14 protein-coding genes are annotated in these 17,343 nt (G+C 65.3%); 11 read left to right on the top strand and 3 right to left on the bottom strand.

The window, feature by feature from the left end:
* The first annotated feature begins 20 nt into the window (after window positions 1-20).
* From PJW05_RS15870 to PJW05_RS15835, 8 genes are all read left to right on the top strand, one after another.
* Window positions 21-1,052, top strand: a complete 1,032-nt coding sequence (locus tag PJW05_RS15870) for a 4-hydroxyproline epimerase (protein WP_271407971.1) — start codon at window positions 21-23, stop codon at window positions 1,050-1,052.
* A complete protein-coding gene (locus PJW05_RS15865) occupies window positions 1,049-2,332 on the top strand; it encodes an NAD(P)/FAD-dependent oxidoreductase (RefSeq protein ID WP_271407970.1) in 1,284 nt (427 codons plus the stop codon). Before PJW05_RS15870 ends, PJW05_RS15865 begins: the two co-directional genes overlap by 4 nt.
* Window positions 2,329-3,810 (top strand): aldehyde dehydrogenase family protein, encoded by a 1,482-nt coding sequence (locus PJW05_RS15860; RefSeq protein WP_271407969.1) that lies wholly within the window; start codon window positions 2,329-2,331, stop codon window positions 3,808-3,810. The genes PJW05_RS15865 and PJW05_RS15860 overlap by 4 nt, the downstream gene beginning before the upstream one ends.
* A gap of 10 nt (window positions 3,811-3,820) precedes the next feature.
* Window positions 3,821-4,852, top strand: coding sequence for a proline racemase family protein (locus PJW05_RS15855; protein ID WP_271407968.1), 1,032 nt, complete (start codon window positions 3,821-3,823; stop codon window positions 4,850-4,852).
* An 82-nt stretch (window positions 4,853-4,934) separates the two neighbouring features.
* Window positions 4,935-5,642 carry a GntR family transcriptional regulator gene (locus PJW05_RS15850; RefSeq protein WP_271407967.1) on the top strand — a complete coding sequence of 236 codons (708 nt, stop codon included), beginning with the start codon at window positions 4,935-4,937 and terminating at the stop codon, window positions 5,640-5,642.
* Between the two features lie 66 nt (window positions 5,643-5,708).
* Window positions 5,709-6,617 (top strand): EamA family transporter, encoded by a 909-nt coding sequence (locus PJW05_RS15845; RefSeq protein ID WP_271407966.1) that lies wholly within the window; start codon window positions 5,709-5,711, stop codon window positions 6,615-6,617.
* Between the two features lie 127 nt (window positions 6,618-6,744).
* Window positions 6,745-7,509: an SDR family NAD(P)-dependent oxidoreductase gene (locus tag PJW05_RS15840; protein ID WP_271407965.1), complete on the top strand. Its 765-nt coding sequence runs from the start codon at window positions 6,745-6,747 to the stop codon at window positions 7,507-7,509.
* Between the two features lie 102 nt (window positions 7,510-7,611).
* On the top strand, window positions 7,612-8,319 hold the full coding sequence (locus tag PJW05_RS15835) for a GntR family transcriptional regulator (protein ID WP_271407964.1): 708 nt from the start codon (window positions 7,612-7,614) through the stop codon (window positions 8,317-8,319).
* A 167-nt stretch (window positions 8,320-8,486) separates the two neighbouring features.
* On the opposite strand, the gene PJW05_RS15830 is transcribed toward PJW05_RS15835, so the two are convergent.
* The 3 genes from PJW05_RS15830 to PJW05_RS15820 all read right to left on the bottom strand — a co-directional run bounded on the left by PJW05_RS15830 (window position 8,487) and on the right by PJW05_RS15820 (window position 11,085).
* Window positions 8,487-9,221, bottom strand: a complete 735-nt coding sequence (locus tag PJW05_RS15830) for an SDR family oxidoreductase (protein ID WP_271407963.1) — start codon at window positions 9,219-9,221, stop codon at window positions 8,487-8,489.
* Between the two features lie 142 nt (window positions 9,222-9,363).
* Window positions 9,364-10,035, bottom strand: coding sequence for a hypothetical protein (locus PJW05_RS15825; RefSeq protein ID WP_271407962.1), 672 nt, complete (start codon window positions 10,033-10,035; stop codon window positions 9,364-9,366).
* A 216-nt stretch (window positions 10,036-10,251) separates the two neighbouring features.
* A complete protein-coding gene (locus PJW05_RS15820; RefSeq protein WP_271407961.1) occupies window positions 10,252-11,085 on the bottom strand; it encodes a helix-turn-helix transcriptional regulator in 834 nt (277 codons plus the stop codon).
* Between the two features lie 518 nt (window positions 11,086-11,603).
* Between PJW05_RS15820 and PJW05_RS15815 the strand changes: the two genes are divergently transcribed.
* The 3 genes from PJW05_RS15815 to PJW05_RS15805 all read left to right on the top strand — a co-directional run bounded on the left by PJW05_RS15815 (window position 11,604) and on the right by PJW05_RS15805 (window position 17,324).
* Entirely contained in the window at window positions 11,604-13,010 is a 1,407-nt protein-coding gene (locus tag PJW05_RS15815; RefSeq protein ID WP_271407960.1) for a DUF1254 domain-containing protein, read from the top strand.
* Window positions 13,011-13,356: 346 nt separating this feature from the next.
* Window positions 13,357-16,011, top strand: coding sequence for a helix-turn-helix transcriptional regulator (locus tag PJW05_RS15810; RefSeq protein ID WP_271407959.1), 2,655 nt, complete (start codon window positions 13,357-13,359; stop codon window positions 16,009-16,011).
* A gap of 164 nt (window positions 16,012-16,175) precedes the next feature.
* Window positions 16,176-17,324: a thiolase C-terminal domain-containing protein gene (locus tag PJW05_RS15805; protein ID WP_271407958.1), complete on the top strand. Its 1,149-nt coding sequence runs from the start codon at window positions 16,176-16,178 to the stop codon at window positions 17,322-17,324.
* Window positions 17,325-17,343 lie beyond the last annotated feature (19 nt).

The following is a 17,343-nucleotide window of genomic DNA, read 5'->3' as shown; positions in this document are numbered from 1 at the left end:
GAATGCCCAAGAGAGCAGAGATGACCAGCCAAGTTTTCACCTGTATCGAAGGCCATACCGAGGGCATGCCCGTACGTATGGTCATAGGCGGCGCACCAAAGCTGCACGGCGCCACCATGAGCGAGCGACGTCAGCATTTCATCGAGGCATTCGACTGGGTCCGTCGGGCCCTGATGCTGGAGCCCCGTGGCCACTCGCACATGTCGGGAACCCTGTTCTATCCCCCGGTCAGCGATGACGCCGATTTCAGTCTGCTGTTCATCGAGACTTCCGGCTGCCTGCCCATGTGCGGTCACGCCACGCTCGGCTCCATTACCTTCGCTCTGGAAGCAGGGCTCGTGAAGCCGAAAACACCGGGCCAGGTCGTGGTGGATGTACCGGCCGGCCAGATTCGCGCCCGCTACGAGCAGCAGGGCGACAAGGTCACCTCGGTGCGCTTCACCAATGTGCCGGGCTTTCTGTTGTATCAGGATGTGCAGGTCTACCTGCCGCAACTGGGCACGTTGAAGCTCGACATCGCCTACGGTGGCAACTTCTATCCGATCATCGAAGTCCAGGCCAACTACGCCGGATGCGAACACTTCGCGCCCGAGCAACTGCTGGAGTGGGGCCGGGAAGTGCAGCGCCTGGTCAATGCCAACTTCGATGTGGTGCACCCGGACGATGCCTCGATCCGTGGCGTGAAGCACTGCATGTGGACCGGTCACCCGCTGGCCAAGGATTCCCATGGCCGGGCGGTGGTCATCGCCGGCGACAGCCTGGTCGATCGCTCGCCCTGCGGCACTGGCACCTCCGCCCGTGTCGCTCAGCGCTATGCCCGTGGCTGGCTGGCCGAAGACGAGGCCTTCCGCCACGAAAGCATTATCGGCAGCCGCTTCACCGGTCGCGTGGAGGCTACGACCACCTTGTCGAATGGCAGCGCGGCTGTTTATCCGAGCATCGAAGGCAGTGCCTGGATCACGGGTCGTGCGGAGTTCTTCGTGGATGACGGGCAACCGTACTGGGACGGTTTCTCCCTGGGCGATTTCATTGGCAACAAGGGGGCTGCATGAGCGCTCGGCAAAGTCGGTTGGCGGAATCGGCGATTGTCATCGGAGGCGGCATCGTCGGCGTCTGTTGTGCCCTGTACCTGCAGCGCGAGGGCTACCAGGTCACCCTGGTGGACCCGGCCGCGCCGGGTGACAGTACGGCGAAGTGGAGCTGCGGCCAGATGGCGGTGAGCGAGGTCATCCCGCTGTCCAAGCCCGGCATCCTGAAGAAGATCCCGTCCTGGCTGCTGGACCAGAAGGGGCCGCTGGCCCTGCGTCCGGGCGCGCTGCCGGGCATCCTGCCGTGGTTTCTGCGCTTCGTGGCGAACGCCCGGCGTTCGAAGATCGTCGAAATCGCCGAGGCCATGACCACGCTCACCGAGAACGTCTACGAGGACTACTCGCCCCTGCTCGATGCCTGCCCGGACAAGACCCTGCTCGGCGATCGCCCGATCATCGAGGTCTTCGACTCCCCGGCCGGGGTGATCCATGAGCGTCCGCACCTGGAACTGCGCAAGTCCCTGGGCTTCAGTTCGGAAGAGCTGGATGCGGCCGCCATCGCCGATCTTGAGCCAAGCCTGGCGGGCAGGTTCAAGCATGGTTTGCTGTTCCCCGATTGGCGTGCCGTCAGCGATACCGAGGGATTCATCGCAGCCTTGACCCAGAGCTTTGTCGACCAGGGCGGCGTGCGCGTGCGCGACCAGGCGAAGCGCATCGACGAGACGGCGGATCGCGCCACGGGCGTCACGCTCAAGAGCGGCAACCGACTGCCGGCCCATCATGTCGTGGTGGCGGCTGGCACCGGTTCCCGGGCGTTCTTCGCCCAGCTCGGCGCACGCATCCCCCTGGCCGGCATCGCCGGTTACCAGGTGTTGTTGCCCAATCCGGGTGTGGAGGTTCGCCACTCGGTGATCTACGCCGATGGCGGTTTCTGCTTCAGCCCGATGACCCGAGGCCTGCAGATTGGCGGCACCATCGAGTTCGCCGGCGCCGATGCCGAGCCCAATTTCAAGCGCGCCGACATCATCCTGGAGAAGGCCCGGCGCATCCTGCCGCAGTTGCGAACCAGCCCGTTCGAGTACGGCGTCGGCTACCGCCCGTTCCTGCCGGATACCAAGCCGGTCATCGACCGCTCCCCTCGGCTGTCCAACGTGCTCATGGCCTTCGGCCACGGCCAGCTCGGCCTGACCCTGGGCGCCACGACCGGGCGCCTGATCGCTGACCTGGCGGCTGGACGACCGACTGCTCAAGACCTGACCCCGTTCAGCGCCAACCGCTTCGCCTTCATTGGAGGACTTGCATGAATTCGTACAACCAGCTCTACATCAATGGCCAGTGGGTCGCCCCGGTCAAAGGTGGCACCTTCGACACCCTCGATCCGAGCAGCGAGGCGCTGCTTGCCCGCGTTGCGGCTGCTACCACGGAAGACGTGGACCTCGCGGTCAAGGCCGCCCGGCAGGCGTTCGATGAGGGTCCCTGGCCGCAGATGAGCGGTTCGGCCCGTGCCGCTGTGTTGCGTCGCATCGCCCAGGGCATCCGTGACCGTCAGCAGGAGCTGGCCGAGCTGGAAGTGCGGGACAACGGCAAACCGCTGCCCGAAGCGCTCTGGGACATTGGCGATACCGCCGGTTGCTTCGACTTCTACGCGGACCTCGCCGAGGACCTGGACAGCCAGCTGGAGCAGCCCGTGGCCCTGGCCGACGAGCGCTTCCGCTCGGTGGCCCGCAAGGAGCCGGTGGGGGTCGCTGGGGCGATCATCCCCTGGAATTTCCCCATGCTGATGGCTGCCTGGAAAGTCGCCCCAGCGCTGGCCGCCGGTTGCAGCATGGTGCTCAAACCGTCGGAATTGACCCCGCTGACCGCCCTGGAACTGGCCCGCATTGCCGACAAGGCCGGTTTGCCGGCCGGTGTACTGAACGTGATTCCGGGCATGGGCCCGGACGCCGGCGCGCCCCTGGCCGAACACCCCGGCGTCGACAAGCTGGCCTTCACCGGCAGCGTGCCCACCGGCAGCCGGATCATGAAGGCTGCGGCAAAGGACATCAAAAACATCAGCCTGGAGCTGGGGGGCAAGTCGCCTTTCATCATCTTCGACGACAGCGACATCGAGGCCGCCGTCGAGTGGATCATGTTCGGCATCTTCTGGAACCAGGGCCAGGTCTGCTCCGCCACCTCCCGTGTGCTGGTTCAGCGCGACCTGTATGAGCCGCTGCTCAAGCGCCTGAAGGAAGAAGCCGAGAAAGTCCGCATCGGCAATGGCCTGGAAGAGGGCGTGTTGCTCGGTCCACTGGTGAACAAGGGCCAGTACGACAAGGTCCGCGCAGCCATCGCCCGTGGTCGGGAGGAGGGGGCGCAGCTGGTTTACGGTGGCGAGCGTCCAAGCGGTTTCGAGCAGGGCTTCTACCTACAGCCGACCGTCTTCGCCGACGTGCCGGAAGACAGCTGGATCTGGCAAGAGGAAATCTTCGGCCCGGTGGTCTGCGTCCGTCCCTTCGACAGCGAGGCCGAAGCCCTGCGCTCGGCCAACAACTCGCGCTTCGGCCTGGCCGCCGCCGTGATGTCGAAGGACCTGCAACGTGCCGAGCGCGTGGCCCGCAAGCTGCGCGCCGGCATCGTCTGGATCAACTGTTCGCAACCCACCTTTACCGAGGCCCCCTGGGGCGGCTACAAGCAGAGCGGCATCGGCCGCGAGCTGGGTGAGTGGGGGCTGAACAACTACCTGGAAACCAAGCAGATCACCCGCCTCGACAGCGAGCAGCCCTGGGGCTGGTACATCAAGTGAGGTAGCCGCCATGCGTTGGAAGAAGACGCTTCAACTGGTGGATGTCCACTGCGAAGGCGAGATCGGCAAGGTCATTATCGGTGGCGTCGTCGGCGTCCCCGGCGAGACCATGCTGGACAAGATGAACCATATCAACGAGGTGGACGACAGCCTGCGCCGCCTGGTGATGCTGGAACCGCGTGGCTGCCTGCAGATGTCGGTGAACCTGCTGCTACCGCCCACGCGGCCGGAAGCCCACGCCGGTTTCATCGTCCTGCAGGCGGACAGGGCCCATCCCATGTCCGGCAGCAACTGCATCTGCGTGGTCACCGCGCTGCTGGAGCTGGGCATGGTACCCATGCAGGAGCCGGAAACCACCGTCGTGCTCGATACGCCCGCTGGCCTGGTAAACGCCAAGGCCCGCTGTGAGGACGGACGTTGTCTCAGCGTGTCGCTGGATATGGTGCCGGCCTTCGTCGAGCACCTGGACGTGGCCATCGAAACCGAGGCGTTCGGCACTATCAAGGCTGATATCGCCTTCGGCGGTGTGTATTACGCCCTGGTGGACGTTGATCAGGTAGGTCTCCGCATCGCACCGGAGAATGCCCGTGAGCTGGCGGCGGCGGGTGTTGCCCTCAAGGGCATCATCAACCGCCAGGTCAGCGTCCAGCATCCGCTGTTCGAGGCCATCAACGATGTGGCCTATGTGATGTTCCGCAATCGCGTCGACGATCGTACCTACCAGACCTGCACGACCTTGCCACCGGGCCGGGTGGACCGCTCACCCTGCGGTACGGGCAGTTCGGCCAACCTGGCGACCCTGGCAGCCCGGGGGCTGGTGGAGGAGGGGGCTCAACTGGTCTCCCGCTCGACCATCAATGGCGAGTTCCAGGTCCGGTTTCTGGGCCGTACCGACGTCGCGGGGCGGCCCGCCGTGCTGCCACGGGTGACGGGGCGTGCCTGGATCTACGGTTTGCAGCAGTTGGGCGTGGACCCTGACGATCCCCTGGCCGCCGGCTTCATGCTGAGCGACACCTGGGGGCCGGCTTTCCCGGCCGACTGAACGCCAGCGCTCCTTTCCTGAAGGAGCATGCCGTTCCCACCGGGCGGGCCGCGGACCCGCTCGAACCATCGAGATCATGGCCATGGGCGTAGTGACGCTAGAAACGGAAAACGGTGGGAAGCGGCATGGCGGTCGCTACATCTACGAAGAGCTGCGCAAGCAGATCCTGACTTTGCAACTCAAGCCCGGCGCCCAGTTGGACGAGGTGTCGCTGGCGGCCCAGTTCGGTGTCTCGCGTTCACCGGTCCGCGACGCCCTGGCCCGGCTGATCACCGAAGGCCTGGTCACCATCCTGCCGAACCGCACCACGCTGGTAACGCCGTTCGAGATTGAGGCGTTCCCGAAGTACATCGCCGCCCTGGACCTCACCCAGCGGGCGGTGACCCGACTGGCTGCGGTGAACCGCAGCGAGCAGGACCTGGAGCGTATCCGCAAGGCCAACGACGCCTACATCCAGGCGCTGGCGAAAGGCAACTTCCAGGAGATGTCGGAGCGAAACAAGGTCTTCCACATGGAAATCGCCCGCGCCGGGCGAAACCCATATCTCACCAGCTACTACGAGAAGTTGTTGGGGGAGGGGCAGCGTTTGCTGCACCTGCACTTCGACTTCATCGTCAGTTCGCAGGGCCTGACGAGCGCGGACCAGGATCACGACAGGATCATCGAGGCCATCGCGAGCAGGCAGGCCGACGAGGCGGAAGCCGCTTCGCACGAACATACCTTGCTCTTCCGTGATCGCTTCCTGGAGTTCATGAAGCAGAACCTGACGAAAAGCATTTCGATGCTCTAAAAAGCGACATGGTCCCCGCACATCCCGCGACCGATCCGTCTACCGGCAATCAGGGCTATCTCCCCTATGCAAACCCAGCTATTCCCACGGCACATCACTGTTTTGCTACTTGCCGGGCTGGCCTGCGCCTTCGCCGGCAATCATATTGCGGCCCGCATCGCCTTCGATGACGGGGCTGGATTGCTATTGGCGATCCTGTGTCGCTCCGGTGTCACCATGCTGGTACTGGGCATTCTTGTAATCCTGCGAGGGGAGTCCGTTCGCCTCGGATCCACCATTGCCGGCTGGCAGTTGCTGATGGGGAGCCTGATCGCCCTCCAGAGCATCTGCATCTACTCCGCAGTGGCGCGAATCCCTGTCGGCCTGGCGTTGCTCGTGGTCAACCTTTCGCCCGTGTTCCTGGCCTTGCTGACCTATGTCCTGGGTGGCCCGGCGCCTACTCGTCGTTCGGTGGTGCTCATGGCCGGTATTTTCTGCGGCCTGCTGATTGCGCTGGATGTACCGACCATCCTGGCCGGGCAAGGCCAGTTTGACCATCGCTGGATGGAAGGGGTCTTCTTCAGCTTCGTCGGCGCGGCGGTATTTGGCGGCGCCATGTGGGTCTCGGAAAACCGGCTCTCGAACATGGCTGGCACGGTGCGCAGCATGCTGACCATGGCGCTGGTTTTTGTCGTCGCGCTCCTGGCCAGCGCCATGGAAGCCCTGCCTGGAGGGCTATCCGTGCCGGCGTCGGCAGGTGGATGGCTTGCCTTGTCGTTTCTCGTGCTGCTCTACGGTGCAGCCTTTTCCACGCTGTTCATTCTCATGCCCAGGCTGGACATTGCCCGTAATGCGCCTGTGATGAACGTGGAACCGGTAGCCGGCCTGGTGTTTGGCTGGTTGATACTCGATCAGCAGCTCAGCGCGCTCCAACTGGTGGGCGGGGGGATGGTGGTCGCGGGCGTCGTACTTCTGGCCTACCGGCGCCAAGCCTGAGAACCGGCAAGCGACAGAAACTCCGCAAGACAGGCCCTTGAATTCAGGCGGTGTACTGCAACGCGTGATGCCTGTGGTGAGCGTTATTTTCGCGAATGTTGTTCTGTTGTTCTGGAGGGGAAAGTCTATGGCTGCGGTTTCGAAAACGCTTCGTGGACAGCGTGTGCTGGTTACTGGCGGAACGGGCGGAATTGGTGCGGCGATAGTCGAGCGGCTTGCCGCCGAGGAGGCGTGGCCCCTGATCCACTACGGGCGGGACAGCGCTTCGGCTGAAGCGCTGTTCGATCGGATCTCGGGCAAGGGAACCCTCCTCCGGGCGGACCTTTCGGGTCCTGACGGCCCCTTCTTGCTATGGCGGCAAGCGGAGAAGTCCGGTCGTATCCACGCGCTGATCAACAATGCGGGAATCCGTAGCGAAGTTTCTGTAGATGCGGAACCTGATGCCTGGCAGGCAGCCTGGGCACGGGAGTTCCAGGTCAACTTTTTCTCGGCTGCCGATCTCTGCAAACAGGCTATCCAGCATTTCCGGGAGCATGGCGGGGGCAAGATCGTGAATATGGCAAGCCGTGCAGGGCAGCGGGGTTACGCGGCAAACGCGATGCCCTATGGCGCGACGAAAGCGGCCCTGGTGAATCTCACCAAGTCCATTGCGGTGGGTTTCGGCCGCGAGGGTGTTTTTGCGGTCGCGATTGCCCCTGGATGGGTTCGTACCGAGATGGCCGAAGAGTTCGTAGCGAAGAACGGGAAGGCCGCTGCCGTGGCCGATATTCCGATTGGAGAGATGACGGAGCCAGGGGAGATTGCGGAGCTCGTGGCCTTCGTCCTGCGGCCATCACAGTTGTCGATGAACGGCGCAACGCTTGATGTCAATGGCGGGAGTTACATCCGCTGACGCGACGGGGCCGCAGCGATAGGCGGCCCGTACCGGCTGAGTTACTCTTGGCCCACCACCGGGCTGTGTCGCTGTGCCCGGGCAAGATGATCAAGGTGCCTGATGAGTAACGATTCTGTAGAGCCGGAGAGCAACGGCCGTCGCCACGGCGGGCGGTACATCTACGAAGAGCTGCGAAAGCAGATTCTCACGCTGAAGCTCAAGCCGGGGGCTCCGTTGGATGAGGTTTCCCTGGCGGTCCAGTTCGGCCTTTCGCGCTCGCCCGTGCGCGATGCACTGGCCCGACTGATCACCGAAGGGCTGGTCACGATCCTGCCGAACCGCACCACCCTGGTGACGCCGTTCGAGATCGAGGAGTTTCCGAACTACGTGTCGGCGCTGGACCTGATCCAGCGTGCGGTCACCCGGCTCGCCGCCTTGCAGCGTACCGACGAGGAGATGACGCAGATCCGCGCTGCGGAAGATGCCTACATGGAGTCCATCTCCAAAGGTGATTTCCAGGCCATGACGGAGCTGAACAAGGCGCTCCACATGACCATCGCCCGTGCCGGCAAGAACCCCTACCTGACCAGCTACTACGAGAAGCTCCTGGGCGAGGGGCAGCGGCTTCTGCATCTGCATTTCGATTTCATCGTCAGCGCCGCGAGCTCGTCGGGCCTGGGCCGGGATCACGAGGACATCGTCGAAGCGATAGCCGCGCGTGATGCGGATGCCGCCGAGAATGCGGCCCATGAGCACACCATGCTGTTCCAGCGTCGCTTCCTCGACTTCATGCAACAGAATCTGACGTCGCAAATGCGGATTTCGTAGTTCCGCACATCAGGGATCGGCAACCTGGCACAAACTTACATTGCCAGCGAGATGGGGCGCTCTGCCGGAATGCCCGGCAGCGTCGGCATGAGCGCTTATGCCAGCTTTCGGGTTATCTGCTGCAGCGCTTTACCGACTGCCAGTAGAACCCCTTCCATGTATCCGCCTTACTCACCGGCAGCCTCGCTGCCGATCAGAGCGAGCCGATGCTGCCAAGGGCCGTCCAGTGAATGGCTCAGGTCATGAGTGCCGTGCCAGCGGGGCGGGAACTGATCGTCGCGTGTCGCAGTGAATCGCTCCGCTGCCCAGTCCTGAACCAATCCTGAAGCGGATTGCCTGCCGCTTCGCCGAATCGACGGGTCAAGGCTGACCATGGCTTGCGCATCAACAATTCGGCGGCGGACTGCGGCCGGCATTGGAAGGGCAGGGATTGGCATTGGTGCGTAGCGCGATGGTGAAGGACGATCCAGACGCGGGCCGGCTGAACCGACTCTTCGCCGGCAAGGGTTCGGACTGCTCGCTGGTCCAGGCCTACTACGTGGCTTATCGACCCGAGTGCGGCGATGCAGGCTTTCGCGACTGGCTGCGTCGCTTTGGCTGGGTTGACGGTGGATGGAGGGTTCGATGGCGTTTACGCGGAGGCGGCGCTCCAGCAGCTCCGCCGGGCGTGTGGTGGCCTTGGCGGCTGACAGCAGCGTCCGACCAGGCGCACCGACCTGGTTGAGCCACGAGGTGTTGAGGTTGATCGCACCGCTTGGGCGCATGATCGGCTCCACGGCCTGCACGGAAAAGAACAGACCCTTCACGTTGATGTCCATCAAGTCATCGTACTGCTGCTCGGTGGTGGTCGACAAAGGAGACCAGAGAATCCGCACCGCCGTCGGGACGCCCTGGGCGCTCACTTCAACGGTTCCGGGTGGAGGCGAGTCCCAGGTTTGGGTTACTGCTGCCGCTCGGGGAATTGCCTGGAGGACGGCGTTCGAAGGGCAATGTGCCGCCAGCCGGATTGGCTAGTGGCACATTGCGGATGGGGCGGCTCCTCGTTTACTGGTCGTGCTGTCCTTCTACTTCCGCGCGTAGCGGCTCGACATTGACGGTGAAGTTGCGTTGCTGTCCCTGCTCCTCGATCTGGTGAACACCTAGGCCGGAAACCGTGCCGACAGTACCGGCGGCAAAGAGACCGTCTTCCTTTGTTCTGATCTTGAAGTCGCGGTCGGATTCGCAGTCACAGTCGGATGCCCCTATGAACGGGCCGGGGTTGAAGGTTCCATCCTGGTGGAAGTGCGCGAATCCCGGGTGCTCGTCCGCGACGAACTCGTTGTCGTCATCATCAAGTTTTGGATTGCCGTCGAATGCCCGGCCCCGGATGCCTCTGAGTAATTGGAACTGGTTGTCCAGGGTCAGATTCCAGGTGATGCGCAAGCCGAAGCTGTCTGCGGCGGCGGCGGTTTCCTCAACAAATTGGATGGCGACGGGATTGGCATCGACGAACCTCAGTGTCAGGTCCAGTGTGCCCTTGTTGCGCCCCTCTCCGGCGTTGCCGGTAAAGACGCAATTGCTGACTTGGGCGTCGTCGAAGGTTATCGACCAGCCGGTATCCCGGTTGCCGTCCGCCAACTCGCAGATTCCGGCATGTGCCGGACTGGCATACAAACCTACGCCGGTGATGCTGATCGCGAACGGAACTGAGTAGACCTTTAACCATTGAGTGAGCATGGCTTGTCTCCTGTCTTAGGAGAAGGGCGAAGTTTTTCTTCCTGACGGTCGCCGCGAAACGTCCGCGGCCCTCGCCCACTGGGTGCCGGAAGGCACTTGTCTGGGTTGTGTTCGCGTACTCCCTGGAAGGGGCGACAGCTGCGCGACGCCGCGCTTTTGTTGATGCCGCTGTCGCCGCTGGCGGGAGTCAGTGTCCGCGATTGGCGGGCTGATTGATTAGTTTATGGGGGGAAGAGCCCCACTGCTGTGCTCTTGTTGCGGCGACCTGTGCGTCTTTTGCGTACCGGTTTCGTGCCGATACTGCGAGGGCGTGATGCCGACCCGCTGACGAAAGGTCCGGGTGAAGTGCGAGAGGTTCGGGAGGCCGACGGCGCAGGCGATTTCGGACACTGTGGCGTGGGGGTTGCCCAGCAGTTCCAGGGAGCGCTCCAGCCGGTAGCGGCAAAGGTATTCGCGGAATGTCAGACCGACGCTACGCTTGAACGCGCGGCTGAACTCGTAGTGGTTCATCTGGCAGGCCCCTGCGACCTCCTTTAGCCGCAGCGGCTCCGCATAGTGGCGGTGCATGTAGGCCAGGGCGGTCTGGGCCGCGTGCTGGCCAAGGTGGGGGACACCGAAGCGATTCTCTGGCGGAATGCGCGGTGCCGGCATGGCATTCTCCCGCCGCGCCTGCCGAAGCAGCTCCAATATCGACAGCAGTGGCGCGATCCGATCAGAGAGCTCGTCGGTGGTGAGCGGCTTTACCAGGAAGTCCCAGACCCGGGTACGAAATGCCCAGATGGCCAGGGCCTCCGAGTGATGAACGGTGAGCATCAGGATGGGCAGGGAAGGGTAGGTCTGCTTGGTGGCGCGCAGGACCTTCAGGGCGGGCAGGTTGGGATAGTCGTACTCGAAGCAGACGAACAGTGGCGAGGCCTGTTCGATGCTCTGTGCCAAGGTAGCCGGCTCAACGACGTGCTGGATGCGAAACCGCCCGCTCAAGCCGTCTACCGGGCTGGATTCTGCCCGGTCGGTGCGAAAGTCCGCCCACACGAGACTCGGCAAGTTCATCGCTCTGCCTCTCGTCGTGTTTGTAGCTGTCAGGAACCATTTTAGTGGAGCGGCGCCAGGCAATGTCACGGACGGATGGCCGGTCGGCGAAAAGGGGGGGGGGCGGTATCCCAGGCCTCCGCGAGCCTTGAACGCCGGCGGCGTCGAGGCAAACAGGACTACGATTGGGGCCAGGCCGGTCCCGTCGACCGTCGAGGATCGGAACGACTTCTCCCGTTGGCTCCTCTTGGGGAGTCAGCATCTCGAGGTACGAAGCCCAGCCGGGCCCACCCTAAGTGGGGGGGGCGGTGGACTACCCTGGCGCCTAGGATTGGCTCCAGTTGGCGCGGAGTGTGCTCGACACGCTCCTGTGCAGCCAACGGCCCCATCCGAGCTGTCGCGCCTGCTTCGCCTCTCCGAATGATCGCCGACTGTCGATGCCGGTCAGTCGGCAGGGCGCAGCGGCCCCTGAAACGACCTGCGCGAATGCGCTACCCGGAGCCGTATTCCAACAACCACTCCTAGCCTGGAGAACGCTTATGAGAGTCGCGCCTACGGCCTTATTGGCTGCCATCAGCCTCAGCCTGGCAACCCCCGCGCCGGCTGCCGACCAGGATCAACTGCTGCAGATCGCCAAGGAGGCGTACATCTACGGCTACTCGTTGGTTACCACGGAAGTCACCCGTGTGCAGATGACCAACGTGGACCGCGTGGACAACGCCCATGCGCCCATGGGGCAGTTCTTCAACGTCAAGCGTTACCCGCCGGCCGAGTACCGTGGCGTGTCGGCGCCGAACGCCGATACGCTCTATTCGGTCGCCTGGGCAGACCTGAGCGAGCCCCAGGTGTTCAGCCAGCCCGACATGGGCGACCGCTATTACCTGATGCCGATGTACGACCTGTGGATGACCATTTTCCACTCGCCGGGAGCGCGCACTGCCGGTGGCGCACCGACCCAGTACCTGCTCACCGGTCCAGGCTGGCAGGGCGAAGTGCCCGAGGGCATGGTGCAGATAAAGTCCGCCACCCGGAAGATGCTGATCCTGGGCCGTACCTACGCCGATGGCAGCGAGCAGGATTACGCGGCGGTCAATGCGCTGCAGGCGCAGCTGACGCTCACCCCCCTGTCGGCCTGGGGCAAGCCTTACACGCCCAAGGCCCCGGCGGTGGACCCGAACCCGGGCTTCAGCATGACCGCCAAGCCCCAGGAAGTGATTCTCGGCATGAGCACCGAGACCTACTTCAACAAGCTTGCCTCGCTGATGTGCGAGGAGGCGCCTCCGGCCGCCGAGGATGGACCCATCCTGGCGCGCATGGCCACGCTGGGAATCGAGCCGTGCAAGCCGTTCCAACTCGGCAAGCTGGAGCCGGCGCTGCAAGAGGCGCTGGCGGACCTGCCCGCGGTCGCCCTGAAGGAAATCGGCGCGAACCAGCAGGCCCTGGGCAGCAAGGTCAACGGCTGGACCTACACCAAGGGGCTCGGCGACTACGGTACAAACTACATGAAGCGTGCGGTGGTCGCCGCCTTCGGCTGGCCGGCGAACGTCGAGGCGGATGCCGTCTATCCCTATGCCACCGAGGACAGCAGCGGGCAGAAGCTCAACGGCGCCCACCGTTACACCCTGACCTTCGCCAAGGGACAGCTGCCGCCGGTGAACGGTTTCTGGTCCATCACCCAGTATCAGATCGACCAGGGCTGGTGGTTCGTGCCCAATCCGCTGAACAAGTTCACCGTCAGCCCCCGCGACGAGATGACGTACAACGCCGACGGTTCCCTGACCCTGTACTTCCAGCATGAGTCGCCGGGCAAGGACAAGGAGGCCAATTGGCTGCCGGCGCCCAAGGGTGATTTTCTGCCGATGCTGCGCATGTACTGGCCGAAGGCGCAGACCCCCTCGATCCTCGACGGCAGCTGGACCCCGCCGAAGATCGTTCGGGTCGAATAGCCGGCCCTCGCAAGACCACTCTGGTCCTCCTCGCCGCTGGGGGAGGGCAGGGTCGTGTCGCCCCATGTTGTGCCAGGGCGGTCGCGTGGCGCCGGGCGAACCCCGGTGATCGTCGCGCGACCGTCCATCTAACAAGAACGATTGGAGCGAAGCCGTGTTGTGTCTGCCGCAGGACCACTCGCCTGCTTGTCTCCGCGTTGCCTGAACATGCCGGCGGATGCCACCCGACGGGGCAGATTGTGTCGAGGGCCGTTGGCAAAGGCGTGGACGTTCGGCTGGCGAACGGCCCGGGCTCGGAACAATACTGGAAGACTCCGGGAACTTTCCCTGCCTGAGGCCCCATACCGTGGACAGAGTCGAGCCTGAGCTGGTGCTCAAGACCACGCCGCCGCGAAGCCAGAAGGCGGCCTTTCGCCGCGAGCGCCTGAACCTCGAGGTGGAGGCGCTGGCCTCGCGCATGGCGATTTCGGTGCATGCGCCGGCCGGGTTCGGCAAGACCTGGCTGCTGGCCCAGTGGCGCCGCGAGCTGCTGTCGCGCGGGGCGGTGGTCGCCTGGCTGACGCTGGATGGCCGCGACGACGGCATACGCTTCATCCAGGGGCTGGCCGCGGCCATGCTGGTGGCCAGCGGTCGACAGGCGTTCGCCAGTTCGGCCAACCAGGCCATGAGCCGCCGCGATACCCTGGGTGACCTGACGGAATGGCTGGCCGAGGTGGCGGACCTGGGGGGCGAGGTGGTCCTCCTGCTGGACGAGGTCGATGTGCTGCCGGACGCCACCATTCGGGGTGCCCTGACCTATCTCCTGCACAACGCACCGGCGAACTTGCGGGTGCTGATGGCCTCCCGTCGCCGCCTCAACCTGCAGGCCGCCGAGCTGCAGGCCCGCGGGATGTTCCTCGATCTGGGCCTGGAGGCCCTGCGCTTTCGCGTCGACGAGACGGTCGCCGTGCTCGCCAGCCGTTTCGGCGAGAGCCTCGACATCGACCACAAGGTCCTCCTCCACGAACTCACCGAGGGCTGGCCGCTGGGCCTGCAACTGGCCGTGGCGGCCATCGAGCGGAGCGCCCGGCCCGAGCTCGCGATCCAGGCGTTGAAGGCCTGTAGCGGCGACATCCAGCGTTACTTCGTCGACAGCCTGGTGGAGAAGCTGCAGCCCGAGCAGGTCGACTTTCTCACCTGTATCGCCGTGCCGGAAAACTTGCACCCCGATCTGTGCGTCGCGCTGACCGACCAGCCCCGCGCCGGGGAACTGATGGCCGAACTGTGCGCCAGTACGCCGATCTTCGCCGAAGGCGTGGACAGCGATTGGGTGCGCATCCATCCGCTGGCGCGCGAGTTCCTGCAGAAGCGCGTGGCCATGCTGCCGGAGCAGCGGCGTTACGCTCTGCACCTGCGCGCGGCCGCCTGGCTGGAAGCCCGTGGCTTCTTCGAAGAGGCGGCGCGCCACTACCTGTGCGCGCAGCGGCCCGCCCAGGCCTACGGCATGATCGAGCAGTGCCTGTACGAGATCATGCTGCGCGGCCAGTTCAATCGCGTCATCGAGTGGATCGGCGAGCTGCCCGCCGAGGAGGTGGAGTCGCGCCCGCACATGTGCCTGGCGGCGGCCTGGGCCCTGGCGATGAGCGACCGTTCGGGGGAGGCCCGGCATCTGGTCGCCACGCTGCGCGCCGATCCGTCCATCGACGAGGAGGCCAGTTGCGAGGCCGCGGCCATCGCCTCGGCGGCGGCCTACTTCGCCGACCGCCCGGACGAGTCCCAGGCCATCATCGGCCGGTGGGCCGAGTCTCCGCCCAAGGGCGCGGTCAAGGTGCAGGCCATCGTCGCCAATCAGCAGGCGCGCCTGGCCTTGTTCCGCGGCCAGCCGGAAGTGGCGCGCCGCATATGCCGGCGCGCGCCCCAGTACAGCTGGACCGAGGGCCTGGATGCCATTCGCGGCTTCTCCGAGTGGGTGGTCGGCGTCACCTACCTGTGGGAGGGGCGCATGCTGGCGGCCGAAGAATCCTTGCGTGGCACCTTGCAGCGTGCCGAACAGGACATCGGGCGACGCAGCTCGGTGGCAACCCTGCTCGCCAGCGCGCTGGCGGCGGTGCTGCTGGAGCGCGACGAGCTGGACGAGGCGACCACCGTGCTGGCCAACCGGCTCGATGTGGTGGAACGGTTGGCCAGCCCCGATGCCATCGTCTTCGGCTTCGTCACGGCGGCCCGGCTGGCGGGTCTGCAAGGGCAAGCGCATCGCAGCCATGACCTGCTCCAGGCGCTGCATGCGCTCGGTGAGGAGCGGGACGTGCCGCGCTTCTGCTTGGTCTCGCTCGGCGAGCAGCTCCGCCTTCACGCCCTGCAAGGTCGGGCGGACACCTGCCAGGTGCTCTGGCGCCGCCTCGAAGAGGCGATTCCGCCATGCTTCCATGACCCCGACAGCCTGCTGGCGCCGGAACTGCGCCTGCAGGCCGGTGTCGCCCGCGCCTACCTGCAACTGGCGCAGAGGGCGTGGCCCGAGCTACTGGCCAGCGCCGCCGAGCTGCACGAACTGGCCGGCCGGATGCGGCGCGGGCGCGAACTGGTCCAGGCCCTGCTGTTCAAGGCCCTGGCCCTCAACGAGAGCGGCCGCGATGGCCAGGCCAGCCTGCACGAGGCACACAGCCTGGCGGAGGAATACGGCCTGCGCCGCGTCCTGCTGGATACCCACCCGATGCTGGCCCGCTGGAGCCGCTCGAAGGCGGGGTCCACGCCTGCATCTGCGGTGCCGAAGACGACGGAGCCCGTCGCCCGTGTCCCGGTGGCGAAGGTGGCGCCCAGCCGGCTGCTGACGCCCAAGGAACAGGAAGTCCTGCAGCTGCTGGCGGCCAACCTGTCCAACAAGCAGATCGCGCTCGCCCTCAATGTCGGCGAAGAGACGGTCAAGTGGCACCTGAAGAACCTCTTCGGCAAGTTCCAGGCCGGCACCCGTCGGCATGTGGTGGATCGCGCCTATATGCTCGGGATTCTGCAGTCAGAGCACTAGGCGCGCTCCCGCGCCCGGGCCGACGCCTCCCCCCGCCCCCCCTGCCGGTCGTGTGTCCCCCCAGACGCTGGGGGGGGCAGAGCTGATTCCCACGCATACCGTGTCCCTACAGATTTCGTGCCCGGCGGGAACCGCCCGGCGGGCGGCCGACTTGGGGAGCAGACATGCCAGAACGTGTGCTGATCGCCGGGGTAGGGGTGACGCCCTTTGCCCCGCTGACCGTTCGACGCCCTTTGCCCGAACTCGCAGGGCAGGCGGTGCGCATGGCCCTGGAGAATGCGCGCATCGACTGCGACTTGGTCGATCAGGTGTTCCTGTCCAGCGTGAACGCCAGTATCGGCGCCAGCGAACAGCTGCTGATGCAGATCGGCCTGACCGGCATTCCGATGTTCTGCATGCGCGACGGCGGCGTGTCCGCCAGCACCGCGGTGCATCTGGCGCGCAATAGCATCCTGGCGGGCGAGGCCGAGGCGATTCTGGTCCTCGGTTTCGAGGGCATGCAGGCGGGACTCTCCAAGCGGGCGCTCTTCGGCCTGGACGATGTCGTCGACCAGGACCGCCGCGATCCGAACGTGCCCGGCGACCCGCTGGCGATGATCGCCCAGCGCGACCACCCGGCGGCGCTGTATGCCGCACAGATGAGCTGGCTGCAGACACACCTGGGCGTCACGCCCGCGTGCTTCGAGCGGGTTCTGGAGCGGGCTCGGGCGCAGGCCCGCCTCAACCCCGTCGCCCTGGCCCACTCCCCCGAGCGGGACGGATGGCTGCCGCCCTACCTGTGCCCGCCAGCCTGTGGTGCAGCCGCGCTGCTGCTGTGCTCGGAGTCCTTCGCCGGCCGTTACGGCTCGCGCGGTGGCGTGGCCATCCTGGGGAGCGCGCGGGCCAGCGAGACGCTCTCGGAACTCGCCGCCGGCAACCTGCTCGACGTCCTCGGCCGCGCGGCGACGCGGCGCGCCGCCGCCCAGGCCTACGCGCAGGCGCGGATCGGCGCCGAGGACCTGGATGTGGTCGAGCTGCATGACCAGAGCGTGGGCGACTTCCTGATGTTCAGCGCCGCGCTTGGCCTGTGTGGGGAGGAGGGGATGGGCGCGTTCGCTTTCCGCAGGGAGACGAAACCCGCCGTATGCCCTTCGGGAGGGCTGCTCGGATGCGGCCTGGTGCCGGGGGCCAGCACCCTGGCGCAGCTGGCGGAGCTGGTTCGCCAGCTGCGCGGCGAAGCAGGAGCACGACAGGTAAGGGGGGCGCGCATCGGCCTCCAGCACAGCGCTGCCATCGGGCGCTCGGTCACGGTCGCGATTCTCCAGCGGCTGTGAATCGCGTCCGCAACAGCAT

The organism is Pseudomonas sp. Q1-7, assembly GCF_028010285.1.
In the GTDB taxonomy this organism is placed as follows: Bacteria; Pseudomonadota; Gammaproteobacteria; order Pseudomonadales; family Pseudomonadaceae; genus Metapseudomonas.
The sequence above is the reverse complement of the archived record's forward strand: the minus strand, read 5'-3'. Positions and strand labels throughout refer to the sequence as shown.